The organism is Mesorhizobium sp. B2-1-3, from assembly GCF_006442495.1.
GTDB lineage: Bacteria > Pseudomonadota > Alphaproteobacteria > Rhizobiales > Rhizobiaceae > Mesorhizobium.
In genome coordinates this window covers 15,378-39,065 of sequence record NZ_VFWL01000020.1, presented here as the reverse complement: position 1 = coordinate 39,065, position 23,688 = coordinate 15,378, and the positions used below count along the sequence as shown (strand labels likewise).

The following is a 23,688-nucleotide window of genomic DNA, read 5'->3' as shown; positions in this document are numbered from 1 at the left end:
CCCGATCAGCCGCCCAGCAATCTCTCCACTTCAGCGGCGATGCTCAGCAGACGGCGGTCATGGCCGTGGCGCGCCACCAGCATCAAGCCGGCCGGCAGCGCCATGCCTGGTATCGGCAGCGAGATCGCGCAGAGATCGAACTGGTTGGCCACCTGCGTGTTGCGCAGCAGCAGGCCCTCCGTGCGATCGCGCAGACCGGCATCTTGCGCCAGGGACACGATGGTCGGCGCCGTCACCGGCGTGGTTGGCAGGGCCAGCACGTCGACCGACGTCAGCCGCTCATCCATGGCGGCGGCCAGCACGGCACGGCGACGCAGTGCCCTGATGTAAACCGGGGTCGGCAGCATTGCCGCCCGCGACAAGGGTCCGCTCACATGCGGGTCAACCGGCACCGGAGAGCCCGCCGCCAGCCAGTCTGCATGCACTTCGGCCCCTTCCATCGCGGCGATCGAACCACGTTTTGTGACCGCGCGAAGGTCCGCGATCAGGTCGTCGATCGACAGGTCCGCGACCCGTGCGCCGGCCTGCTCGATCTTGCCGAGGCAGCGCTCGAACGCTGCTGCCACCGCGCCTTCAGTCTCTCCGAAAAGCACGCCGCGCGGGAGACCGATGCGCAACCCCGCAAGGGCGAGTGGCGCCGGCAGCGCCAAGTCCTCGCCCGCCATCACCGCATCGGCCGCGGCGCATTGCGCCACGGTGCGGGCGAGCGGGCCGACCGAGTCCAGCGTGGCCGACAGTGGAAAGGCGCCTGTGAGCGGCACCCGCCGCGCCGTCGGCTTGAAGCCGACGACGCCGTTAAGTGCCGCCGGAATACGGATCGATCCGCCAGTGTCGGAACCGATGGAGATTTCGCTCGTCCCCTCGCCGACGGAAACGCCGGCGCCGGAGGAAGAGCCGCCGGGAATGCGGTCGGCATCGGTCGCGTTGCCAGGCGTGCCATAGTGCTGGTTGTCGCCGATGGCGGTAAAGGCGAACTCGGTCATGTTGGTCTTGCCGATGATCACCGCGCCGGCTTGCCGCAGCCGGCGCACAATCATGGCGTCGCCAATTGCCGGCGCAGCATCCTTGAGCAGCAGTGATCCGGCCGTGGTCGCCTCGCCGCAGACATCGAACAGGTCCTTGATCGAAATGATCGTTCCGTCGAGCGGTCCGAGCCTCACGCCGGCCCTCCGCCGCGCGTCGGCGGCATCGGCTGCGGCTCGTGCGGCTTCGGTATAGAGTTTCGTGAACACACGTTCTTCACCGGCACGGGCGGCGAGACGCGCAAGGATAGTTTCCAGGTGATCGCGGACGGATTGCATCTTCGGTGTCGGACTCCGGACCTCTGGGACGTCTTAAGCTTAGCAGCCAGCGCGTGGCGTGCCGAGACTTAACCCGGCGCGGGCGGTTTTGCACCCCTGGCGGACGCAAGGAAGAGAACGATGCTCTACAAAGGCAGCTGTCATTGCGGCAAGGTCGCCTTCGAGTTCGAGGCGGAACTGACCGAAGCCGTGCGGTGCAATTGCTCGATCTGCTCGCGCAAGGGCGCCTTGCTGTGCGCCGTTCCGCATCAGGCGCTGCGGGTGCTGGCCTGGAGCGACGAGATCGGCACCTACACATTCGGCAACTGCGCCATCGCGCACCGCTTCTGTCGCACCTGCGGCATCCATCCTTTCGCCGAGGATGTGCGCGAGGGGAGTGAACGCAGCGCCTACATTAACGTCAACTGTGTCGCCGATGTCGATCCGTCCGCCTTGTCGATCTTCGACTTCGATGGGCGTTCAGCCTGAATTTCGCCGGCAGCCTGCCGCGTCTGCCTGTCAGCGACGCCGCCATCGCAAAGGCAACGGCCCGAGAACCATGATGGTTCTCGGGCCGTTGCGCAAGTCAGGGATGGTTGTCGGGAGAGCCTACTCGGCGCGTTTTGGGGCGAGCAGAAACACCACGACTGCCGCCAGCAAAGTCGCCACGCCGCAATAGGCGAAGGCACTGGCGACGCCGGCATGATCGACCAGCAGGCCGCCAAAGACGGCGCCGAGCGCAATCGCCACCTGGAAGGTGGAGACCATCAGGCCGCCGGCGCTCTCGGCTTGATCGGGCGCGGCCCGCACCAGCCATGTCTGCAGCCCGACCGGCACCGCGCCGAAGGCAAAGCCCCAGGCCGCCACGGCGGCGGCGGCGATCGCCGGCGAGGCGCCGAAGACCAGCATCGAGGCGGCGGCCACTGCGATCAGCAGGGGTGCCAGCGCGACGGCGGCCTTGAGATTGCGTTCGGCCAGGATGCCGCCGGCGATATTGCCGAAGAAGCCGCCTATGCCATAGGCCAGGAGCACCAGCGAGATTGTCTCGATGCCGAGCATCGGGATCTTCTCGAGGAAGGGGCGCACATAGGTGAAGCCGGCAAAGTGCCCCGAAGCGACCAGCAGCACGACCAGCAGCGCCACCCTGATCGACGGGCGCTCCAGCACCTCGAGCAAAGTGCGGAAACTTGCCACGCCCATCGGCGGCAGTTTCGGAATGGTGGCCACCTGCACCAACAACGCCAGCGCGGCGACGACCGTGGCGATCATGAAAGCCGTGCGCCAGCCCCAGATATCACCGACATAGGCGCCGACAGGGGCGGCGGTGACGGTGGCCAGCGAAACGCCGGTCAGGATGATCGACATGGCGCGTGGCATCAACCGCATCGGCACCAGCCGCAACGCCATGGCCGCCGACATCGCCCAGAAGCCGCCCAGCGCAACGCCGAGCACGACGCGGGCAAGCAGAAGCATGGGCAGCGATGAGGCAAAGGCGGCCAAAAGGTTCGAGGCGATCAGAAACGCGGTCAGCATCCACATCACCAGCCTGCGATCCATGCGCCGTGTCATGATCGCCATTGTGGGGGCGGCAATGGCGCCGACGATCGCGGTCGCGGTGACCGCTTGTCCCGCAACGCCTTCGCTGACGCCGAGATCGCTCGCCATCGGCGTCAACAGGCTGGCGGGCAGGAATTCCGCCGTAACGAGACCGAAAACACCAAGCGCCAGCGAGACGACGGCGCCCCATGCCGGCTCGGTTCGTTCCCCCTGATCGACAGTGTTCAATAGGGCGGCGTCGACGACGCCCGTCGCGGGTTCGGCCATGGTCAGTCTCCGATGAAGTTGCAGCGCAACATTTGGCTGCACTGCAACATAGGGAGTGACGGCCTGGAGTTTCCATGCTAGAAACACCATTATGTTTGACCGTTCGTCCAAAATTCGGACCACTGGCGATCCGCTGACCGACATATTGCGCGGGCTGCGTCTCGACGGCGTCGACTACGCCCGTTGCGAAATGCGGGAGCCTTGGGGCATCCAGTTTCCGGCCCAGGCAGCGGCGCGATTCCACTTCATCGGCCGCAAGGGCTGCTGGCTGATGCAGCCCTCGGGCGAGTGGGTCGAGCTCAAGGCGGGCGACGCGGCACTGCTGCCGCGTGGCGCAGCGCATGTGCTGGCAAGCGAACCGGGCACCAAGGCTTGGCCGATCCAGGGCTACGCGGCCGAAGAAGTCTGCAAGAACGTCTATTGCATGTCCAATGAAGCCATGTGCCCCGATGGTCGCTGTCCGGGCACGCTGCTGTTTTTCGGCAGCATGTACTTCAACATCGATGGCCTGCATCCCCTGCTCGGCATGATGCCTGATGTCATGCGCGCGCATGAACTCGAAGCTTATGAGCCGGGTATTCCGCATCTCCTGGACTCGATGGCGCGTGAAGTGACGATGGAGCGCGTCGGCTCCGGCGGCATTCTGGCGCGGCTCGCCGACGTCCTTGCCGCCACCGTGATCCGCTCATGGGTCGAGCGCGGCTGCGGCGATTCAAGCGGTTGGATCGCGGCGGTCAGGGATCCCGACATCGGGCGCGTTCTGGCCGCCATCCATCTCGAACCGGACCGCGACTGGACCGTCGAGGCGCTCGCCAGGATGATGGGCGCCTCGCGATCGGGCTTTGCCGAGCGTTTTGCCACCATTGTCGGCGAGACGCCGGCCAGGTACGTCACCCAGGTGCGCATGCACCAGGCCCGACAATGGCTGGTGCGCGATCGCCAGAAGATTTCCGTCGTCGCCACACGCCTGGGTTATGAGTCGGACGCCGCCTTCAGCCGGGCCTTCAAGCGCGTCATCGGCTCGGCTCCCAGCCACCTGCGTGCCGAGGAACATGCTGAGATCCGCCAGGCCGGCTGAAGCGGCAGGCCGTGACTCCAGGCTGGAGCAATTCCGTCCGGAATTGCCCGAAGAGGTACAGCAGTTCAGCGTTTCCGTGGGACGCTGAACTGCTGTAGGAATCGGCATGGACTTGACCTCGCCCAACGACACTGTGCCGGCCCCGGGGGGTGCGTTGACCGAGATGTTGCGCGCGCTGCGCCTCGAGGGCGTCGACTATGGCCGCTGCGAACTGGGCGCGCCTTGGGCCGTGCTCTTTCCGGTGCAGAAGGCGGCGCGGTTTCACTTCATCGGCCGTGCCGGATGCTGGCTGCTTTCGCCACTAGGCGAATGGATGGAACTGAAAGCCGGCGATGCATTGCTGTTGCCGCGCGGCGCCGAGCATATCCTTGCCAGCGCACCCGGTGTACAAGCCGAACCGCTCGAAAGCTACAGCGTCGAGCCCCTGCAGGACAATGTCTACGCCGTCTCGAACGGCGGCCATGGTGCAAAAACGCTGCTGTTCTGCGGCAGCATGCACTTCAACCACGATGGCTCGCATCCACTGCTGGCCATGATGCCGAATATGCTGCGCGCGAAGGAGCTGATGGCCGGCGAGCCAGGCATCCCGCATTTGCTGGAAGCCATGGCCGACGAGGCGACGAGGAACCGGGCCGGCTCCGGCATGATGCTGGCGCGGCTGGCCGATGTATTGGCCGCAGCCATCATCCGCTCCTGGGTGGAGAACAGCGCCGGTGACATCACGGGTTGGATCTCGGCGATCAAGGATCGGGACATCGGCCGCGTGCTGGTCGCCATTCATCGGCAGCCTGACAGGAACTGGACCGTCGAAGCGCTGGCCCGCGAGATGGGCGCCTCACGGTCGGCTTTTGCCGAACGTTTCACGGCCATCGTCGGAGAGACACCGGCAAAATATGTCGCCGGGGTACGCATGCATCAGGCAAGGCGGTGGCTCGAGGAAGAAGGGATGCGGGTGTCGGTGATCGCCGCCAGATTGGGCTACGATTCGGAAGCGTCGTTCAGCCGGGCCTTCAAGCGCATCGTCGGCAGCGCGCCCAGCCATTTGCGCGCCGCGGGCGGCGCCTCGGGAAAAGGCTAAATCAACGCTGTTTGCAGTGGCGATTTCCGGCCTGGATGAATTGCCAAGTGTTCCGGACAGAATGCCATTCCCGGCTTGGCCATTTGCAATAGCTTGTCATCCAACAGACGAGCGCTGGCGGCAAGTCGGCCCGAAGAGGAGAAGCGATGCCAAATCACTTAAAGATCCTGACGCTGGCCGCAATGCTCACTATCCCCGGCCGTGCCTTCGCCCTTGAGGACAGCTATCTGCCGGCCAGCAAGATTCCCTATGTTTCTGAGGCGCCGGACCAACCGCAGCGTCTCGGACCGCTATGGGGAGAAAGGGCCAAGGGCCCCGCGGGTACCTTGCTGAAAGTCCCGGGCAACTGGCACGCCCCTGTTCATGCGCACACCGCCGATTATCGCGCCGTGGTGATCCAGGGCCTATGGGCGCACTGGCAGATGGACGGCGGCGAGGCGAGCAAGGTCGAGCTGCCTCCCGGATCCTACTGGACCCAGAAGGCCAATGAGATGCATGCCGACGCCTGCCTCTCGGAGACGGAATGCGTGATCCTGCTGATCAACACCGAGCCCTATGAGACCTATCTGCCGAAGTAGAGGTGCGGGACGGCTGTCCGGCCGGCATTGCTGCGGGGGCTCAGAACTCGGGTTAACAAGACCTGACCACAGCCAGTCCCGCTGTGCCAGTTTCCCATGATAGGAATTTTTTCTTGACTGGGTGAAGGCAACTATGGTAGATATTTGGTTATGGTGCTGAGTTGCGCCAGGGACCCGCCGCACAGGCGGGTTTTTCCGTTCAATGCTTCATCAACAGCGCACCGACGAAGGCTCCGGAGGGACCCGTTAACCCGGATTCCTTGCCCTGCCGCAAGTCGGGCTTTTTGTTTAGGGCGCTGTCCGGAACATCGCATTCGCGATATTCGCCTCATCCGGCGTGCCGCAAACTCACGCCGCTGCCCTTGTCGAACAGCACCACCTTGTCCGGATTCCAGGCAAAGCGCACCGGCTGCTCGATCGCGACATCGGTCCGCGCCGGCACCGTGGCGCGCAGCGTGGTCTCGCCCACGCGCAGCGTCAGGATCTTTTCCACGCCATGGTTTTCGACGTCGTGGACGCGCGCCTCGACCGGCGCACCGCTCTCGAGATAGACGTCCTCGGGGCGGATGCCGAAGACGAGCGGGCGACCGTCGGTCGCCGCACTCGCCTTGGCTCCCCCTGAAAGCGGCAATTCGAAATTCAGCGGCGCCATGACCGCACGATCGTTGACCACCCTGCCGTCGATGAGGTTCATCGGCGGCGAGCCCACGAAGCTCGCCACATAGGTGTCGCGCGGATTGTTGTAGATCTCATGCGGCGTGCCGGTCTGGACGATGCGGCCATGGTTGAGCACGCCCACCTTGTCGCCCATGGACATCGCCTCGATCTGGTCGTGGGTGACGAACAGGAAGGTGGCGCCGAGCTGCATCTGCAGGTTCTTCAGTTCCGTGCGCAGCGCCTCGCGCAGCTTGGCGTCGAGCGCCGACAGCGGCTCGTCCATCAGGAACACGCGCGGCTTGCGCACGATGGCCCGGCCGATCGAGACGCGCTGCATCTCGCCGCCCGACAGCCGGTCGGTCTTGCGGTCGAGCAGATGCTCGATCCTGAGCGTCCGCGCCGCGCGGTCGACGCGGTCCTTGATTTCGGCGTCGGGCAGCCGCCGGATCTTCGGCTTCAGCGGGAATTCGAGGTTTTCGCGCACCGTATAGCGCGGGTAGAGCGAATATTGCTGCAGCACCAGCGCCACGTCGCGCTCGGCGGCGCCCCAGTCGGCAACGTCGATCCCGTCGATGAAGACCTGGCCCTCGCTCGGTTTTTCCAGTCCGGCGATCAGCCGCAGCGTCGTTGTCTTGCCCGCGCCCGTCTCGCCGAGCAGGACGAAGAACTCGCCATCGGCGATGTCGAGGTCGAGCCCGGTCAGGGCCGTGTGATTGCCGAACGTCTTGGAGATGTTCTTGAGCTGGATATGGGCCATCAGAGTCTCACTCCGAGCGACTTGCCGCTCGCCGCGTCGAAGAAATGCGCCTGTGTCGGATCGATCCTGGCGAACACCCTCTCGCCGGGACCTGAAATGAAGCCGCTCTTGGTGCGGGCGCGCAGCATCTTGGAGCCGACTTTCAGGTCGACGATGTCGAACGAGCCGAGCGGCTCGACGATCTGCGTCTCGACCGCCATGAAGCCCTCCGCCGCCTCACGGCTGATGAGGACGCCTTCCGGCCTGATGCCGAGTGCCAGCCGGCCGCCCGCATGGCCGTTGAGCTTCGACAGGAGCGCGCGCGGGAATTCGAAACCGGTTGGCGCATCGCCCACCGTCACCGAGGCCGACGAGGCTTTTTCGGCCACCGCCGCGTCGGCCACGTTCATCACCGGACTGCCGACGAATTGCGCGACGAACAGGTTGGCCGGGTGCGAATAGACCTCGTCGGGGGAGCCGACCTGCTGGAGAACCCCCTCATGCATGATGACGATGCGATCGGCGAGGCTCATCGCCTCGATCTGGTCATGGGTGACGTAGATGGTGGTCGAGCCTTGCTTGATGTGCAGCCGCTTGATCTCGGCCCGCATCTCCTCGCGCAGCTTGGCGTCGAGCGCGCCGATCGGCTCGTCCATCAGCATCGCCTTCGGCCGCCGCACCAGTGCCCGGCCGATCGCCACGCGCTGCATGTCGCCGCCCGACAGCGCCGACGGTTTCTTGCCGAGCAGGTCCGTGATTTGCAGCGTCTTGGCGACCGAGCGAACTTCCTGGTCGATTTCGCTCTTGCTCTTTCGCGTGGCGCGCAAGGGAAAGGCGATGTTCTCGTAGACGCTCATATGCGGGTACAGCGAGAACGACTGGAAGACCATGGCGATGTCGCGATCGGCGGCCTTCAGATGCTGGATGGGCTTGCCGTCGATGAGGATGTCGCCCTCGTCGATCGTCTCCAGCCCGGCAATGGCGCGCAGCGTCGTCGTCTTTCCACAGCCCGACTGGCCGAGCAGCACGATGAACTCGTTGTCTTCGATCCTGAGGTTGAGGTCCTTGATGACCTGGACGGCGCCGAAGAACTTCTGGACGCCGCGAAGCTCGATCTGGGTCAATGCTGCGCTCCCGGATTTCGCTGCGGATCGCCTGACTGGCCGGTCCCGGCTTCCTCTTGCGGTGCGATCTTGGAGGTGATGTTGAAGCCGATCAGGCCGATCAGGATGATGGTCAGCCCATAGCTGTGCAGCAGCAAGCTCCAGGGCTGGCATAGCGCAATGATGCCGAGCACCATCAGCACCTGGCTGCCTGGTTCCAGATATTTCTGGTTGATGGCGCGAAAGCTCATTTGCGGATCGCTCCGAAGGACATGCCGCGCAACAGGTGATTACGAAGCAGGAAGGTGAAGATGGCGACAGGAAGCAGGAACAGGAAAGTGCCGGCGGCGATCACCGTCCAGTCCGGCAGCCCGGAGCCGACCTGGCTCGGGATGAACGGCGGTGCCGTCTGGGCGCGGCGATTGGTCATGATCAGCGCGAAGGCATATTCGTTCCATGCCGTGATGAAGCAGAACACGGCCGTGGCGGCGATGCCGGTGGCGGCTTCGGGCAGCACGATCTTGAAGAAGGCTTCCATGCGCGTATAGCCGTCGACGAGCGCCGCTTCCTCGTACTCCTTCGGGATCTCGTCCATGAAACCCTTCATCAGCCAAACCGAGAAGGACAGGTTGAAGGCGGTGTAGAGGATGATCAGCCCGATATGGGAATCGTTGAGGCCGACCGCCCGGTACATCAGGAACATCGGGATCGCCACCACCACGGGCGGCAGCATGCGGGTCGACAGAATGAAGAACAAAAGGTCCGCCTCGCCTTTGACCCTGAAGCGCGAGAAGCCATAGGCGGTGAACGTACCCATGCCGACCGCCAGCACCGTCGAGGTGATCGCGACGATCAGCGAATTCATGAAACGGTTCGGATAGCCCGACCATTGCACCTGGCCCTTGCCGTCGCGCACGATCTTTTCGCCGCCGTCGAAGACGACGCGTTCCCACCAGGGCGCCGCCGCATATTCTTCCGGCGAAGGCGGGCTGCGCAATTGCGAGCGCTTGGTGAACAGCTTCACGAAGGGCGATATCTCCGGCTGGAACACGACCGTCGGCGGGATGGTGGTGGCAAGATTGCGCGGCTTGAACGCCGTCGAGGCGATCCAGTAAATCGGCGCCAGGAAGATCACTGTCGCCACCAGCACGGCGACGATTGCGACGCGGTTGAGGGCGATCTCGGAAGAAGTGCGGACGGCGGCCATCTCAGCGCTCCTTCACTTTGTTGAGATATTTGACGTAGATGTTGGTGATGGCCAGCACCATGATCAGCACGATGTAGGCGAGCGCGCAGGAGCGCCCGGTCTGCCATTCCTGGAACGCCATCTTGTAGAGCCGGATCGAGATCAGTTCAGCCGTCGGCTGGGTGGTCAGGATGTAGGCCAGATCGAAGGTCTTGAACGCTTCCATGGTGCGGAAGATGACGGCGATCATGAGGATCGGCGCGACCAGCGGCAAGGTGATGCGGAAGAAGGTGTAGAACGGACCGGCGCGGTCGATAGCGGCGGCTTCGTAGAGGTGCTTCGGCACCGCCGAGAGGCCGGCCAGCGACAGCAGCATGACGAAGGGCGACCACATCCAGATGTCGGTCAGCGCCACCGCGTAGAGTGCCATCTTGGGGTCGGCCAGCCACTCGAAATTGCCAAGCCCGAGCGCATAGTTGATGACGCCCCATGACGGATCGTAGAGCAGTTTCCAGAACAGGCCGACGACGGCCATCGACAGCATCATCGGCAGCAGCAGCAGGGTCGTCAGCAGCCCCTTCAGCGGGATGTCGCGGTTGAGCAGCATCGCCACGCCGAAGCCGACCAGCAACTGTCCGGCGACCGAGATGATCACGTATTTGGCGGTGATGGCGAAGTTGGACCAGACATAGGGGTCGCTGAGCAGGTCGCGGTAGTTCTGCAACCCGACGAAATTCGCCGGCGCGTTGGTCGAGGCGCGGAAATCGGTGAAGGAATAGCCGAGCGAATAGATCAGCGGAAAGATGTTGAAGACGATCAGGAACAGGATCGTCGGGATGATGAAAAGATTGCGGATCGAAATATCGCTAAGGCCACGCGCGGCCGCGCGTGAAGATCTGTCCAGCGTGGTGATCATCGTGGTCGCCAAGACCCTGCTCCCGCTTGAAGAAAAAGAAACGGAGGAGGCATGAGCGCCCCCTCCGTGGGACATGAACGATTATTGGCCGCGGCCGTATTTCTTGAAGGTCGCGTTCCAGTCGGCGGCCAGTGCGTCGAGCGTTTCCTTGGCGGTGCCTTCGCCGCCGATCATGTAGGGATAGACGCGCTGGTTGAGCTGCTGGAGCAGTTCGGCATATTCCGGCACCGCCCAGAAATCCTTCACCTTGAACATGGTCTCGTAGAAGGCCTTGTTGTAGGGCGTCGCATTCTGGAACTCTTCGGACTTGAGCACGGCTGCGCTGCAGGTGTAGCCGCCGAGTGCCGCCCACTTCTTCTGGGTCTCGTCCTTGATGAACCATTCGAGGAACTTCATCGCCTCGTCCTGCTTCTGCGAGTAGGAGACGACGGAGATGCCCTGGCCACCGAGTGCGGCGAACTGGTCGCCGTTCGGCCCGGGAGGATTGGCGAAGAAGCCGGTGTTCTTGGCGTTCGGGTTCGACGCCTCGTTGATCAGCGAGGGGAAGAACGCGAAGTAGTTCATGCTCATCGCGGCCAGGTTTTCGGTGATCGCCTGGTTGTCCTCGACGAAGAACGACTTGGCCCAGCCCGGAGGCGTGAACTTGTAAAGCTCCTTATAGGCGTCGAGCGCGGCGACAGCCTTGTCGGAGTTGATGAAACCGTCGACCTTGTAGGTCGAATAGTCACCCAGTTCGCCGCCATAGGAGAACAGCGCGTTCTCGAAGCCCATCGCCATCGCGTCATAGGAATTGTCGGTGTAGATGGCGATGCCGTATCTCTTCTGGTCCGGCCGGTGGAAGAATTCGGCGATGTCGCGCAGCGCCTTGAAATCCTTCGGCACGTCGAGGTCGTAGCCGTATTTGGCCTTGAAGGCTTCCTTCTCCTTGGGATCCTCGAACCAGTCCTTGCGATAGGACCAGCCGACGGCGTCGCCTTCGAGCGGGATGGCCCAGTACTTGCCGCTGTTGCCAGGATATTCGGCGTAGTACTTCACCGTCGCCGGCGCCATCACCTCGCCGAGCTTGTGCTTGTTGAAGAAGTCGGTGAGGTCGACATAGTGGCCACCGGTCGAGCCGGCGCCGAGCCACTGCGAGTCGCCGACGACCAGGTCGTAGGCATCGCCATGAGCGTTGAACTCGGTGAAGGCCTTGGTCTGGAAGTCGGCCCAGGGCGTGGTCTCCACCGTGATCTTGACGCCGGTTTCCTTCTCGTACTCGTTGCCGAGTTCCTGGAGGTAGTTGGCAGGATCCCATTCCGCCCAGAAGATGGTGAGCGATTTGTCCTGGGCGTAGACGGATGTTCCGCAGGCAAGTGTCAAGCCGATACCAGCAAGCAAGCTGGTCACTATCTTGCGCATGATGTTTCCTCCCTTGTGCGCATTCTACCGTATCAAGCGAACCGGCAAACTGGGCCGGCCCTGGTAGTTCCTCCCTTGGTCGCGCCTTCCGGTTTGGAGCCTCCTCGCCCGTCCGGAAATGGATCGCAGCCCTCACTTTCGATCCGCTTTTCTCCTTTGATCTGGTATTACCAATTTTGAAGCTCCGTCAAGCCCTTTCTTGAGCAATGGTGACAGCTCGAAGTCTCGAATTCCAGCCTTATCTGCCTGTTTTTCCTAAATTTTCCTACTCATTGATAGACATCGGCCTTGTTCATGCTTCAGCATTGCGGTTAATATCGGCAACCAGTATGCAAATCTGGTAGAACCAGATACCTGCTATTTCGTGACCCTTGTTGGTTGGCTTGCCTGTGCTTCGGACACTGATTCCGCGATCGCCGCGCGCACCAGGGCGACCGCCGCCCACTGGGCAACGGACATCGTCCGGCGACCGTCCAGTCCCCAGATGTCCTTCAGCACGATAAGCACCTCGACGCCGAAGATCAGCGACAGCGCCTGCGCCAGCCGCTGAAGGTCGCGCGGCGGCAGCCGGCCCTTGAGCGGAGCGAGCGCGTCCTGAAGCAACTCGACGCGGTGGCCGCGCTTGAAGGTCGGTTCGCTGCCCAAAGTGCCGGCCTGGCGCCGCGCCCACTGATCGAGCGACAGTTTCAACGCCGCCTTGAATGTGGCCTCGAAAGCCTCGATGCGCGGCATGGCCGTATCGAAGAGCTCGGCGACGCGGCGCTCGGCATCGGCAGAGGTGGATTTCCAGGTGAGGATCGGCCCGAGCCCCTCGTTAACCACTGCCTGCACCAGTGCCGCCTGGCTCGGAAAATACCGGTAGGCGGTGGCGCGGGACACCTGCGCCGCCTCGGCAACCTCGCTGACCGAAGGTGTCGCGCCTGCCTGCATCAGCTTCGTCGCCGTCTCCAGCATCAGCCGTTTCGTGCGCGCGCGCGGTCCACGCTCTGGTCCCCCGGCGGTGTCGTCGCTTGCTGCGGCGTGTTGACGTGAGACATCCATACCAATATGATACGCGCGTCTCAAAAAATTGCAATGACCTCCTCGTTTTCGGAATGGCTAGGTTGACGCTCTGTAGAGCACTGAGCCTCTGGGTGACTTGGACCGGCAGAGGGAGGCATCGATGAAGCGCATTTATGTGGTGGGCACCGCGGACACCAAGGGTGAGGAACTCGCCTTCCTGGCCGACGCGATCGCCGCCACGGGTGCCGCTGTCTGCCGGGTCGACGTCGGAACGCGCGGCGCGAGCGTGCCGGTCGACATTGCCGCTGAGGATGTGGCAGGCCACCATCCCGGCGGGCGAGACGCGGTGCTCGCCGGCGATGACCGCGGCACCGCGGTCGCCGCGATGGGCATTGCCTTCGCTCGCTTTGTCCAATCGCGAAACGACATTGCCGCCATGATCGGCATCGGCGGCGGCGGCGGCACGTCGATCATTAGCGCAGGCATGCGCGCGCTGCCGCTCGGCCTGCCCAAGATCATGGTCTCGACGCTCGCTTCCGGCGACACCGCGCCCTATGTCGACATCTCGGACATCGTCATGATGCCGTCGGTGACCGACATGGCCGGGCTGAACCAGCTCTCGCGTGTCGTTCTGCACAATGCGGCCCAGGCGATATCGGGCATGGCCGCCAGACCGCCGCCGCCGCCCGAGGGGAAGCCGTCGATCGGCCTCACCATGTTCGGCGTCACCACGCCGTGCGTGACGGCAATCGCGGATCAGCTCCGTTCGACCTATGACTGCATGGTCTTTCACGCGACCGGCACCGGCGGCCGCAGCATGGAGAAACTGGCCGACAGCGGCCTGCTGTCCGGCGCCATCGACATCACCACCACTGAGGTCTGCGATCTCCTGTTCGGCGGCGTGCTGCCGGCGACGGAGGATCGTTTCGGTGCCGTTGCCCGCACCGGCCTGCCTTATGTCGGCTCGGTCGGCGCGCTCGACATGGTCAATTTCTGGGCGCCTGCGACCATTCCGGACCATTATCGCGGGCGGCTGTTCTACGAGCACAACCCGAACGTCACGCTGATGCGCACGACGGCGCAGGAATGCCGCAAGATCGGCGAGTGGATCGGCACAAGGCTCGCCCACTGCAAGGGGCCCGTGCATTTCCTTGTCCCGGAGAAAGGCGTCTCGGCGCTCGACATCGAAGGCGGCGCCTTCTTCGACCCGCAAGCCGATGCCGCCCTGTTCGAAGCCATTGAGCGCAGGATTAAGCCGAACGCGACGCGCCGGCTGACACGCCTGCCGCTGCACATCAATGATCCCCGATTCGCCAAGGCCGCGGTCGCGGCTTTCCTCGAAATCGCCAGACAGTGAGATCCAAGACATGCCGGCAATACCGCGCAAGGACATACTGAAGAAATTCAGGGGGATGATCGACAAGGGCGTGCCGATCGTCGGCGGCGGCGCTGGCACCGGCCTGTCGGCCAAGGCCGAAGAGGCCGGCGGCATCGACCTCATCATCATCTACAATTCCGGCCGCTACCGCATGGCCGGTCGCGGCTCGGCCGCCGGCCTGCTTGCCTATGGCAATGCCAATGAGATCGTCAAGGAGATGGCCTACGAGGTGCTGCCGGTGGTCAGGAAGACGCCGGTGCTGGCTGGTGTCAACGGCACCGATCCGTTCGTCATCATGCCGCTGCTGCTCTCCGAACTGAAGACGATGGGTTTTTCCGGGGTGCAGAATTTCCCCACCATCGGCCTGTTCGACGGCAGCATGCGACAGAGCTTCGAGGAGACCGGCATGGGTTTTGGGCTCGAGGTCGACATGATCGCCGAAGCCCGCAAGCTCGACCTTCTGACCACGCCCTATGTCTTCAACCCGGACGAGGCGCGCGCCATGACCAGGGCCGGCGCCGATATCGTCGTGGCTCATATGGGCGTGACGACGGGGGGCTCGATCGGCGCCACCTCTGCCAAGTCGCTCGACGATTGCGTGGTCGCCATCGACGCGATCGCCGAAGCGGCCCGTTCGGTGCGCAAGGATGTCATCCTGCTTTGCCATGGCGGACCGATCTCGATGCCGGACGACGCCCGCTACATCCTCGAACGCTGCAAGGGCCTGCACGGCTTTTATGGCGCGAGCTCGATGGAGCGGCTGCCGGCGGAAGCGGCGATCGCCCGGCAGACCGCCGATTTCAAGGCCGTTACGCTTGGCGGCCTGAAGACGACCACGAAGAAAAAGAAGGGATCATGAGAATGACCGACAAGAGCAAGGTGTTCGTCTACCCGAAGGATGTCAGCGCCTTCGGATTCGACTGGGGAAAATTGTCGCTGACGGTCGCTCCGGAAGTGAACGGCGCGACCCGCTTTTCCGGCGGCGTCGTCGACCTGCCTTCCGGCAAGGGCCATACCCGTCATAACCATCCGGGCGCGGAAGAAATCATCTTTGTCATTTCGGGCCATGGCGAGCAGATGGTCGAGGACGAGCAAGGCAATCCGGTGGTCGAGAAGGTCGGCCCCGGCTGCACCATTTACGTGCCGGAGAGCCGCTTCCACTCGACGCTCAACACCGGCGACGGGCCGATGCAGCTGTTCGTCGTCTATTCGCCGGCAGGGCCGGAACTGGGATTGCGCGAACTGCCGGATTTCAGGTTGCTGCCGGCCGGGAACTCCCCTCCCTCGCGACTTTGAGGCGCCCTTCCGATATGCTATCGTCCAGCATGCCTCCTTGAGAGAGAAGCGATGACGCGTTTCAGTCCCCAGGAATTCGTGGAAAAGCTCGCAACGGGCAGCCTGCTGGACGGCAACCCGGCCATGACGGTTGGCGGTATTGTCAAGGCCAACGACGCCGACCCGTCAACGCTTCTCTTTTCGACCGATTTGTCCTGCGAATCCTGGATACCCGTGCCGCTGAGCTTGATCCAGACGGTCGAGCAGGTACGGACGGTCAACTGCAAAGATCACAAGCATCCGCTGGTCAAGATCGCTTTTACACCGCCCTCGCCGGATCAACGTGACATCAATGCTCTGCTTATGATCATGGCCGGGCTTCAGAACCAACTTTCCTGGTTCCATCGCAACACCAAGTCCGGCAGTCCCTGGGCGTCAACGTTTGCCTCCGATTGCGCTGTGATCTCCGCATCCGAGGGGCTTACCATATGCTGCACCCAGACGATCGACGGAAGATTGGAAGTCGTCTGCACAGGAATGGTTTAATGCATGTCGCGCAAAAGTGACTTCTGTTTAGCGGCAACGACCCGCGCATGAATTCGTTTCGACGCGACGCGCTTTAGAGACAATCGAGACCGGCACGCTCATTTGTAACGTGGCAGGTTACATGCCACCCCGGTTCCATCCCCGACCCCGATCCCCGAACATCACATAACCGGTATCGGTAACCGCCACCGTATCCTCCAGCTTGATGAAGCCGCGTGTCGGGTGAAGCATGGTCGTCTCCACCGACAGCACCATGTTTCTCTCCAGCGGCTTGCCCGCATAGGTGCCTTCATAGGTCACCGGATGGTTGGTCATCAGGAACGGCGCCTCATGCGTGATCAAGCCCATGCCGTGAGCGAAGAAATCCGTATAGGGCGCGACCCTGGATTTTTTCAGCGCGCCTTCGGCATGGGAAATCATGTCGCCGCCGAGCGTGCCCGCCTTCACCTTCGAGAACGCTGCCTGCTGCACCGCCTCGACTTCGGCCAGCAGGTCCTCGAGCTCAGCGTCCGGTTCGCCCAGAATGCCCATCCGGCAGAGGTCGCCGATATAGCCATGATAATTGCCGCCGGAATCGATCGACAGCACTTCACCCTTTTTCCACGCCTGCGGCGAGGCGGCGCGGTTGTGACTGGAGCCCAGCGTCAGCAGGCAATATTCGAAATGCGCGCCGCGATTGGTTTCCTCGAGCCGAAGCTGTTCGATCATCTCGCTCTTGGTCGTGCCTTCGCGCGCCCATTGGATGGTCGCTAGCATGGAATCGGTGATCAGCTCGGAGGCGATCCGCAGTTTCTCCAGCTCGGCCTCGGTCTTAATGGCGCGCATGCGCTCCAGCATGTCGGTGGCATCGACCAGCTTGGCGTCGGGGAGCGCTTTGCGGATCAGGGCATAGGCGTCCGACGGCAGGAAACCCGGCTCGATGCCGATGCGAGCGTCGCCCTTGCCGATCTTGCGCACATGCTCGACGGCGAGATTGGCGGCATCGAGCGTGCCCCAGCAGGCGGCATGCAGCGTCGGCGTCCAGAACGGGTGGTTCTGGTGTTCGCCACCCTCCATGCGGTTGCCGATATAAGCGGCGTGGTCCGGTCCGCCTTTTTCGTAGATCACGATCGGCAGGTACCGGCTGTGGCCGATCGCATCCATGGCGGCGAAGAAGATGAACTTGTAGCCGCCGAGCAGATATTGGGTGTTGTGCTTGGATGTCGCGAGCAGAACGTCGATATCGGCCTCTTCCATCAGGCCATCGACCCTGGCGTGGTCGAATGGGATGTCGCCGACGGCACTCTTCCCCGGAGCTATGTTCATTGTCTCTCTCCCTGAATGTCCGCGCGGATCGGCTGGACTGCCGGCCGCCTGATCCCGATCTCCCGACTTCGGGGTCAAATCTGCACCATTTTGGTGTATCTGGTCCAGCCAGAAACAGGTCGCCCGGCTGGGCGCGCATCACCGATGCCAGTCATTTGAGGCGCATCACCTGATCTGGTCTTACCAAGCCAGGTCTATCGACCACTCTCCCGTAACTGGTCCAGCGAACAAAAATTTCAAAGCCACGCCACGATGCGCCAATTCCGTCTCTGGCGAAAGCCACGGCAAGGCCCATAATCAAACGTGCATGGAAACGCCCGAAAGGCCTCCATGGAAGATATGAGATAGAGGGGGAATAGGGATGATGTCGGAGTTCAGGATTTCACGCCGCACGGTGCTTGCGGGCTCTGCCATGCTTCTGGCCTCCACCGCGATGCCGGCCTTGAGCTCGGCGCAGACGCCGAAGAAGGGTGGCCGCCTGGTGCTTGCGGCCGATTCCGAGCCGCGCAACCTCAACCCGGCCATCGTCGCCTCCAACGGCGTCTTCTTCATCTCCAGCAAGATCGTCGAAACGCTGGCCGAGGCCTCCTTCGACGGCAAGGACGGGCTTGCGCCACGGCTGGCGGTCAGTTGGGAAGGTGCCGCCGACGGGCTGTCGGCGACCTTCAAACTGCGCGAGGGGGTCAAATGGCATGACGGCAAGCCGTTCACCTCGGCCGACGTCGCCTTCTCGGCGCTGCAGATCTGGAAGCCGCTGCAGAATCTCGGCCGCACCGTGTTCAAGGACCTGGCTGCGGTCGATACCCCTGACGAATTGACCGCCGTGTTCAAATTCGCCAAGCCGACGCCCTTCCAGCTGATCCGCAACGCTCTGCCGGCGCTGAGCAGCGTGGTGCCGAAGCACATCTACGAAGTCGGCAAGATCGAGGACAATCCGGCGAACAACGCGCCCATCGGCACCGGCCCGTTCAAGTTCGCCGAATACAAGGCCGGCCAATACTACCGGCTGACGAAGAACACGGATTATTGGGGCAAGGACGAACCCTATCTCGACGAGATCATCTACCAGGTGTTGCCCGATCGCACTTCGGCGGCGAGCGCGCTGGAGGCCGGAGAGATCCAGCTCGCCGCCTTCTCCGCCGTGCCGCTGGCCGATCTTGACCGCATCTCGAAAGTGCCGGGCCTGAAGGTGATCACCAAGGGCTATGAGGGACTGACCTACCAGCTCGTCGTCGAGATCAATCACCGTCGCAAGGAGCTCGCCGACCTGAAGGTGCGCCAGGCGATCGCGCATGCCATCGACAAGGATTTCGTCGTCAAGACGGTGTTCCTCGGCTATGCCGCCACCGCCACCGGCCCGGTGCCGAAGAACGACCCGCAGTTCTATACCGCCGACGTCCCGACCTATGCCTTCGACGTCGCCAAGGCCAATGCGCTGCTCGACGAGGCGGGTTACAAGAAGGGCGCCGACGGCAAACGCTTTTCGCTGAAACTGTTGCCGGCTCCCTATTTCAACGAAACCAAGCAGTTCGGCGACTATCTGCGCCAGGCGCTCGCCGCCATCGGCATCGACGCCCAGCTCGTCAACAACGATTCCGCCGCGCATATCAAGGCCGTCTACACCGACCACGCTTTCGACCTCGCCGTCGGCCCGCCGGTGTTCCGCGGCGACCCGGCGATCTCGACCACCATCCTGGTGCAAAGCGGCATTCCGGACGGCGTGCCGTTCTCCAACCAGGGCGGCTACAAGAACGATGCGCTGGACGCGCTCATCGCCAAGGCGTCCGAGACGCTCGATACATCGGCCCGCACCAATCTTTACAAGGAGTTCCAGAAAGAGGTGGCCGCCGACCTGCCGCTGATCAACGTCGCCGAATGGAGCTTCATCAGCGTCGCGCGCGACACGGTCGGCAACATCGCCAACAATCCGCGCTGGGCGGTATCGAACTGGGCGGACACATATCTGGAATCGTGACAGTATTTCGCGGATGAACGTTTGCGAAATCATCGTAGGCGTTGAGTTCTACGAGGCCCCCCTCTGTCCTGCCGGACATCTCCCCCTCAAGGGGGGAGATTGGCAACTTGTCTGTCCCGCGAATTTTCCGATGTTGGGGATTGGCGAAGCCAAAAATGACAGCCAATCTCCCCCCTTGCGGGGGAGATGTCCGGCAGGACAGAGGGGGGTGCCCAGGCGCGGTCCTAACCAACGTATCGCCAACCCATCGAGGGCCGCATGAACCGCGCCCTCACGCTCCTCCGCCGTCGCCTCGTCGGCAGCGTCTTCGTGCTTTTGATCGTCGTCATCGGCACGTTCCTGCTGCTCGAGGCCGCCCCGGGCGACGCGGTCGATGCCTATATCGTCTCTACCGGCGGCGATGCCGGCATGATCGAGCTGTTGCGCCATCGCTGGGGCCTCGACCAGTCGGAGCTGACGCGGCTCGCCAACTATCTCTGGGCGCTGCTGCATCTCGATCTCGGCCAGTCCGTCACCTTTTCGCGGCCGATCCGCGACGTGATCCTCGAGCGCCTGCCGACCACGCTGTGGTTGATGGGCAGCGCCACCGCGCTTTCCTTCGGCCTCGGCTCGGCGCTGGGCATCTATGCCGGCGCCAGGCCGGGCAGTTTTCGCGACCGTTTTCTCTCCATCGGTTCGCTGGCGCTCTACGCGGTGCCGGGTTTCTGGCTCGGCCTGGTGCTGATCGTCGTCTTCGCTGTCGACCTGCGCTGGCTGCCGATCGGCGGCATCGAGACCATCGCCTCCGGCAAGGCCGGCCTCGACCGCGCCGCCGACATCGCCATCCATCTCGTCCTGCCGGTCTCAGGCCTCGGCTTCATCTACCTGGCGCTCTATTTGCGGATGATGCGTGCCGGCATGACCGAGGTCTGGCGGCAGGATTTTGTGCTGGCCGCCCGCGCCAGGGGCTTGTCGCTCCCCCGCATCGTGCTTGCCCATGTCGCCCGCAATGCGCTGCTGCCATTGGTCACGATGCTCGGCCTGCAGTCGGCGCAGATGCTGGGCGGTAGCGTCGTCATCGAGAGTGTTTTTGCCGTGCCCGGTCTGGGTCGGCTGGCGCAGGAGGCAGTGGCCGCGCGCGACACGCCCTTGCTGCTCGGCATCATTCTCGTCAGCGCCGTCCTGGTCATCGTCATCAATCTTCTCGTCGATGTCGCCTATGCCTTTCTCGACCCGCGCGTCGGCGCCAGCGAGGCCGGCACATGAGCACGCTCCGCCGCTTTCTGCGCACGCCGGAGGCGGTCGCCGGCGCCATCCTCCTGGCGGCATTGTGCGTCACGGCCCTGTCGGCGCCGCTGCTGTTTCCGGGCGACCCGCAAGCCATCGCCGGCCCGGCGCTGCTGCCGCCCTTCCAGGACTGGTCGCTGCCGCTCGGCACGGATCGCCTCGGCCGCGACGTGCTGGCCGAGCTTTTCCACGGCGCCCGCACATCGCTTGCCGTCGGCCTTGCGGCAGCCGCCGCCGCACTGGCCATCGGCTCGATGGTGGGCACGGTGGCCGGGTTTGCCGGCGGCCTCACCGACGAGGTGCTGATGCGCGTCACCGATGCCTTCCAGACCGTGCCGGGCTTTCTGCTGGCGCTAGCCTTCGTCAGCGTGGTCGGCCCTTCGCTCGGCGTCGTCGTGGCGGCAATAGCGCTCGGCACCTGGACCGGGCCCGCGCGCGTGGCCCGCGCGGAAGTGCTGTCGATCCGCGAGCGCGACTACGTCGCCGGCGCGCGCGTCATCGGCATGCATCCGCTGGAAATCGCCTTTCGCGAGGTGCTGCCCAATGCCTTGCCGCCGGTGCTGGCGCTGTCCTCGGTGATCGTGGCAGCGGCGATCCTCACCGAGGCGGCTTTGTCCTTCCTCGGCCTTGGCGACCCCAATCGGGTCACCTGGGGCGGCATGATAGCGGAGGGCCGCGCGGTGCTGCGCACCGCGCCCTTCCTGTCGATCGCGCCCGGCATAGCGCTGGTCCTGACGGTGCTCGGCGTCTATCTCGCCGGTGAAGGCATCGTTGAAACCACGGCGGTCAGAAGAGGCCTGTCGTGACCGCGCTGGCTTCGATCCGCAACCTCGCGGTGACCTACCGCCGTGACGACGGCGAGGTGGTGGCGCTGAGAGACATCAGCCTCGACATCAAGGCTGGCGAGCGGCTGGCCGTGATCGGCGAAAGCGGTTCGGGCAAAAGTACTCTGGCTTTGGCGATTGCGGGGTTGTTGCAGGCGAGCGCCAGGATTGACGGACGTATCGATTGGGTTTTGCCGGCGTTGGGTGCGAAGGCACCCCCCTCTGTCCTGCCGGACATCTCCCCCTCAAGGGGGGAGATTGGCAGCTTCGCCGATGGCTCCCCTGCACCATTGGGGATTGGCGAAGGCCGAGATGAAGGTGCAATCTCCCCCCTTGAGGGGGAGATGTCCGGCAGGACAGAGGGGGGCCTCATAGAACGCAGCGTCCAAAAGACCACTTCCAAACCAAGCCCCACACCCCTCCTCGGCCGCGATATCGGCTTCATCTTTCAAGACCCGTCCGCCAGCCTCGATCCTGTCATGACCGTGGGCAAACAGATCGCCGAAGTCTCCCGGACCCATCTCGGTCTCACATGGCCTCAGGCATACGCCAAGGCGAAGGACCTGCTCGAACGCGTCCGCCTGCCCGACCCGGACTCCGCCCTGCGCGCCTATCCGCATCAGCTGTCCGGCGGCCAGAAGCAGCGTGTGGCGATTGCAGCCGCGATCGCAGCCGGCCCGAGACTTTTGATCGCCGACGAGGCGACCAGCGCGCTCGACACCATCGTGCAGGCCGAGATCGTCGCACTGATCCGGCGGCTGGTGGAAGAAGACGGCATGACGCTGCTGTTCATCAGTCACGACATTGCGCTGGCCGCCGAGCTGGCGGACCGCATTGCGGTGTTCCGGCATGGCGAATTGATCGAACTTGGCGCCACGCAACAGATCGTCAGTGCGCCAACTGAAGCCTACACGCGCGCGCTGCTCGAGGCCCATATCGGCCTCGACGCCGAACCGCTGCACCACGGTGTGATGGCATGAGCGCCCCTGTGCTGGCGGTTTCCAACCTTACCAGGCATTACCGCCGTGGCGGCAAGACAGTTACCGCGGCCGACGACGTTTCTTTCGAAATCGGGCCCGGCGAGACGCTGGCGCTGGCCGGACCCTCCGGCAGCGGCAAGTCGACGATCGCCCGGCTGGTGTTGCGGCTGATCGAGCCGGATGCCGGCCGGATCGAGTTTGAAGGCCATGATTTCCTGGCTCTGGGCGGCGCCAGCTTGCGTGCGCGTCGCGCTCGCTTGCAGATGGTGTTCCAGGATCCGCTTGCCGCCTTCAATCCGCGCGCCACGGTGGCGCGCGTGCTTGACGACCCTTTGCGCATCCACGGCGTCGCCTCCCGTTCCGAGCGCCCGCGCCGTATCGCCGCCCTGCTGGAGCGCGTCGGGCTTACGGCGGAGCTCGCCTCTCGCGCCATCCACGAAATCTCGGGCGGCCAGCGGCAGCGGGTGGCGATTGCCCGCGCCATGGCCACGAAACCCTCGCTGATCGTGCTCGACGAAGCGGTGTCGGCACTCGATGTTTCGGTGCGCGGACAGATCCTCGATCTTTTGCTCGACCTGCAACGCCAGGAACGGATCGCTTATCTCTTCATTTCGCATGATCTCGGCGTCGTCAGGGCCGTCGCCCACCGCGTCATCCTTCTCGACGGCGGGCGGATTGCCGAGAGCGGCGATGCCCGCGCCGTCATCGATGCGCCGCGATCGGCTATCGGCAAGGCGCTCGTGGCAGCCGCACCAAAGCTCAGAAGAACCACGCAGGAAGCATCATGATCGACCCCGAAGCCAGAGCCGAGAAACTGTCGCGCGAACTCGATTCCGCTTTCCGCAACCGGGCCGACCTCTATCGCCTGTTCCTGGATGAGTTGACCGGAGAGCTGGGCGCCGAAAGAGCCGAGGCGATAATGACCCGGACCATCGAGCAGCGCGGCAAGGAAGTGGCAGCAGCCGCCTTCGCCGCATTCGGTCCCAACGACGCGCGCTCAATCGGCGAAGCTTTCCTGTCGGTCAGCCCGGATGACGGCCGGATGTATCCGACCGATGTCGAACGCGGGCCCGACCGCATCGCCTTCAAGGTGAAACGCTGCCCCCTCAAGGATGCTTGGGTCGAGGCCGGCGTCGGCGAGGAAAAACTCGCGACGCTCTGCCGCATCGCCGGCGCCTTCGACCGTGGCCTGTTCGAGGCGACCGGCGTGCGTTTCGACAATATCACCTGGACGCCCGGCCACGGCAGCGGCTGCTGCCACATCGCGCTGACCAACCGCGATGCCGGCTAGCAACCGACGGCC

24 protein-coding genes are annotated in these 23,688 nt (G+C 63.8%); 14 read left to right on the top strand and 10 right to left on the bottom strand.

Translation table 11 applies throughout. The features are described 5' to 3' along the window. Window positions 1–5 precede the first annotated feature (5 nt). Window positions 6–1,301, bottom strand: coding sequence for an amidase (locus FJ973_RS26000; RefSeq protein ID WP_140558341.1), 1,296 nt, complete (start codon window positions 1,299–1,301; stop codon window positions 6–8). 120 nt (window positions 1,302–1,421) lie between these two features. Between FJ973_RS26000 and FJ973_RS25995 the strand changes: the two genes are divergently transcribed. Continuing rightward, window positions 1,422–1,769, top strand: coding sequence for a GFA family protein (locus tag FJ973_RS25995; protein ID WP_140547393.1), 348 nt, complete (start codon window positions 1,422–1,424; stop codon window positions 1,767–1,769). A 120-nt stretch (window positions 1,770–1,889) separates the two neighbouring features. On the opposite strand, the gene FJ973_RS25990 is transcribed toward FJ973_RS25995, so the two are convergent. After that, the gene (locus tag FJ973_RS25990) at window positions 1,890–3,104 is read right to left on the bottom strand and encodes an MFS transporter (protein ID WP_140558339.1); all 1,215 of its coding nucleotides are present in this window, start codon (window positions 3,102–3,104) and stop codon (window positions 1,890–1,892) included. Window positions 3,105–3,195: 91 nt separating this feature from the next. On the opposite strand from FJ973_RS25990, the gene FJ973_RS25985 reads away from it, so the two are divergent. From FJ973_RS25985 to FJ973_RS25975, 3 genes are all read left to right on the top strand, one after another. Further along, entirely contained in the window at window positions 3,196–4,182 is a 987-nt protein-coding gene (locus FJ973_RS25985) for an AraC family transcriptional regulator (RefSeq protein ID WP_140558337.1), read from the top strand. Window positions 4,183–4,288: 106 nt separating this feature from the next. Then, a complete protein-coding gene (locus FJ973_RS25980; protein WP_140558336.1) occupies window positions 4,289–5,260 on the top strand; it encodes an AraC family transcriptional regulator in 972 nt (323 codons plus the stop codon). A 146-nt stretch (window positions 5,261–5,406) separates the two neighbouring features. Beyond that, entirely contained in the window at window positions 5,407–5,838 is a 432-nt protein-coding gene (locus tag FJ973_RS25975; protein ID WP_140558334.1) for a DUF4437 domain-containing protein, read from the top strand. 328 nt (window positions 5,839–6,166) lie between these two features. On the opposite strand, the gene FJ973_RS25970 is transcribed toward FJ973_RS25975, so the two are convergent. The 7 genes from FJ973_RS25970 to FJ973_RS25940 all read right to left on the bottom strand — a co-directional run bounded on the left by FJ973_RS25970 (window position 6,167) and on the right by FJ973_RS25940 (window position 12,875). Continuing rightward, entirely contained in the window at window positions 6,167–7,252 is a 1,086-nt protein-coding gene (locus FJ973_RS25970) for an ABC transporter ATP-binding protein (RefSeq protein ID WP_140513807.1), read from the bottom strand. Continuing rightward, entirely contained in the window at window positions 7,252–8,355 is a 1,104-nt protein-coding gene (locus FJ973_RS25965) for an ABC transporter ATP-binding protein (protein ID WP_140558332.1), read from the bottom strand. The genes FJ973_RS25970 and FJ973_RS25965 overlap by 1 nt, the downstream gene beginning before the upstream one ends. Continuing rightward, window positions 8,352–8,585: a hypothetical protein gene (locus FJ973_RS25960; protein ID WP_140500404.1), complete on the bottom strand. Its 234-nt coding sequence runs from the start codon at window positions 8,583–8,585 to the stop codon at window positions 8,352–8,354. The genes FJ973_RS25965 and FJ973_RS25960 overlap by 4 nt, the downstream gene beginning before the upstream one ends. Beyond that, window positions 8,582–9,541, bottom strand: coding sequence for a carbohydrate ABC transporter permease (locus FJ973_RS25955; protein ID WP_140500406.1), 960 nt, complete (start codon window positions 9,539–9,541; stop codon window positions 8,582–8,584). The genes FJ973_RS25960 and FJ973_RS25955 overlap by 4 nt, the downstream gene beginning before the upstream one ends. A gap of 1 nt (window position 9,542) precedes the next feature. Next, the gene (locus FJ973_RS25950; RefSeq protein ID WP_140500408.1) at window positions 9,543–10,448 is read right to left on the bottom strand and encodes a sugar ABC transporter permease; all 906 of its coding nucleotides are present in this window, start codon (window positions 10,446–10,448) and stop codon (window positions 9,543–9,545) included. 69 nt (window positions 10,449–10,517) lie between these two features. Beyond that, on the bottom strand, window positions 10,518–11,834 hold the full coding sequence (locus FJ973_RS25945) for an ABC transporter substrate-binding protein (protein ID WP_140500410.1): 1,317 nt from the start codon (window positions 11,832–11,834) through the stop codon (window positions 10,518–10,520). Between the two features lie 357 nt (window positions 11,835–12,191). Further along, window positions 12,192–12,875: a TetR/AcrR family transcriptional regulator gene (locus FJ973_RS25940; RefSeq protein WP_140558330.1), complete on the bottom strand. Its 684-nt coding sequence runs from the start codon at window positions 12,873–12,875 to the stop codon at window positions 12,192–12,194. A 121-nt stretch (window positions 12,876–12,996) separates the two neighbouring features. On the opposite strand from FJ973_RS25940, the gene FJ973_RS25935 reads away from it, so the two are divergent. From FJ973_RS25935 to FJ973_RS25920, 4 genes are read left to right on the top strand one after another with little or no spacing between them, the layout of a single operon-like run. Next, on the top strand, window positions 12,997–14,193 hold the full coding sequence (locus FJ973_RS25935) for a Tm-1-like ATP-binding domain-containing protein (protein ID WP_140558328.1): 1,197 nt from the start codon (window positions 12,997–12,999) through the stop codon (window positions 14,191–14,193). Window positions 14,194–14,203: 10 nt separating this feature from the next. Further along, the gene (locus tag FJ973_RS25930; protein WP_140500416.1) at window positions 14,204–15,073 is read left to right on the top strand and encodes a phosphoenolpyruvate hydrolase family protein; all 870 of its coding nucleotides are present in this window, start codon (window positions 14,204–14,206) and stop codon (window positions 15,071–15,073) included. A gap of 2 nt (window positions 15,074–15,075) precedes the next feature. Beyond that, window positions 15,076–15,510 (top strand): cupin domain-containing protein, encoded by a 435-nt coding sequence (locus FJ973_RS25925; protein WP_140522601.1) that lies wholly within the window; start codon window positions 15,076–15,078, stop codon window positions 15,508–15,510. A 51-nt stretch (window positions 15,511–15,561) separates the two neighbouring features. Next, a complete protein-coding gene (locus FJ973_RS25920; protein ID WP_140558327.1) occupies window positions 15,562–16,035 on the top strand; it encodes a hypothetical protein in 474 nt (157 codons plus the stop codon). A gap of 117 nt (window positions 16,036–16,152) precedes the next feature. Here the strand turns inward: FJ973_RS25920 and FJ973_RS25915 are convergent, their stop codons facing one another. Further along, complete coding sequence (locus tag FJ973_RS25915; protein ID WP_140558325.1) at window positions 16,153–17,340, bottom strand: Xaa-Pro peptidase family protein; 1,188 nt, start codon at window positions 17,338–17,340, stop codon at window positions 16,153–16,155. Between the two features lie 364 nt (window positions 17,341–17,704). Between FJ973_RS25915 and FJ973_RS25910 the strand changes: the two genes are divergently transcribed. The 6 genes from FJ973_RS25910 (at window position 17,705) to FJ973_RS25880 (ending at window position 23,676) form a co-directional block, all read left to right on the top strand. Continuing rightward, window positions 17,705–19,315: an ABC transporter substrate-binding protein gene (locus tag FJ973_RS25910; protein ID WP_140558323.1), complete on the top strand. Its 1,611-nt coding sequence runs from the start codon at window positions 17,705–17,707 to the stop codon at window positions 19,313–19,315. Between the two features lie 258 nt (window positions 19,316–19,573). Next, a complete protein-coding gene (locus FJ973_RS25900; RefSeq protein ID WP_140558319.1) occupies window positions 19,574–20,560 on the top strand; it encodes an ABC transporter permease in 987 nt (328 codons plus the stop codon). Further along, window positions 20,557–21,387 carry an ABC transporter permease gene (locus tag FJ973_RS25895; protein ID WP_140558318.1) on the top strand — a complete coding sequence of 277 codons (831 nt, stop codon included), beginning with the start codon at window positions 20,557–20,559 and terminating at the stop codon, window positions 21,385–21,387. Before FJ973_RS25900 ends, FJ973_RS25895 begins: the two co-directional genes overlap by 4 nt. Further along, a complete protein-coding gene (locus FJ973_RS25890; protein WP_181170959.1) occupies window positions 21,384–22,385 on the top strand; it encodes an ABC transporter ATP-binding protein in 1,002 nt (333 codons plus the stop codon). Before FJ973_RS25895 ends, FJ973_RS25890 begins: the two co-directional genes overlap by 4 nt. Further along, the gene (locus tag FJ973_RS25885) at window positions 22,382–23,173 is read left to right on the top strand and encodes an ATP-binding cassette domain-containing protein (protein ID WP_140558316.1); all 792 of its coding nucleotides are present in this window, start codon (window positions 22,382–22,384) and stop codon (window positions 23,171–23,173) included. Before FJ973_RS25890 ends, FJ973_RS25885 begins: the two co-directional genes overlap by 4 nt. Beyond that, on the top strand, window positions 23,170–23,676 hold the full coding sequence (locus tag FJ973_RS25880; protein WP_140558314.1) for an L-2-amino-thiazoline-4-carboxylic acid hydrolase: 507 nt from the start codon (window positions 23,170–23,172) through the stop codon (window positions 23,674–23,676). Before FJ973_RS25885 ends, FJ973_RS25880 begins: the two co-directional genes overlap by 4 nt. The last annotated feature ends 12 nt before the right edge of the window (window positions 23,677–23,688 follow it).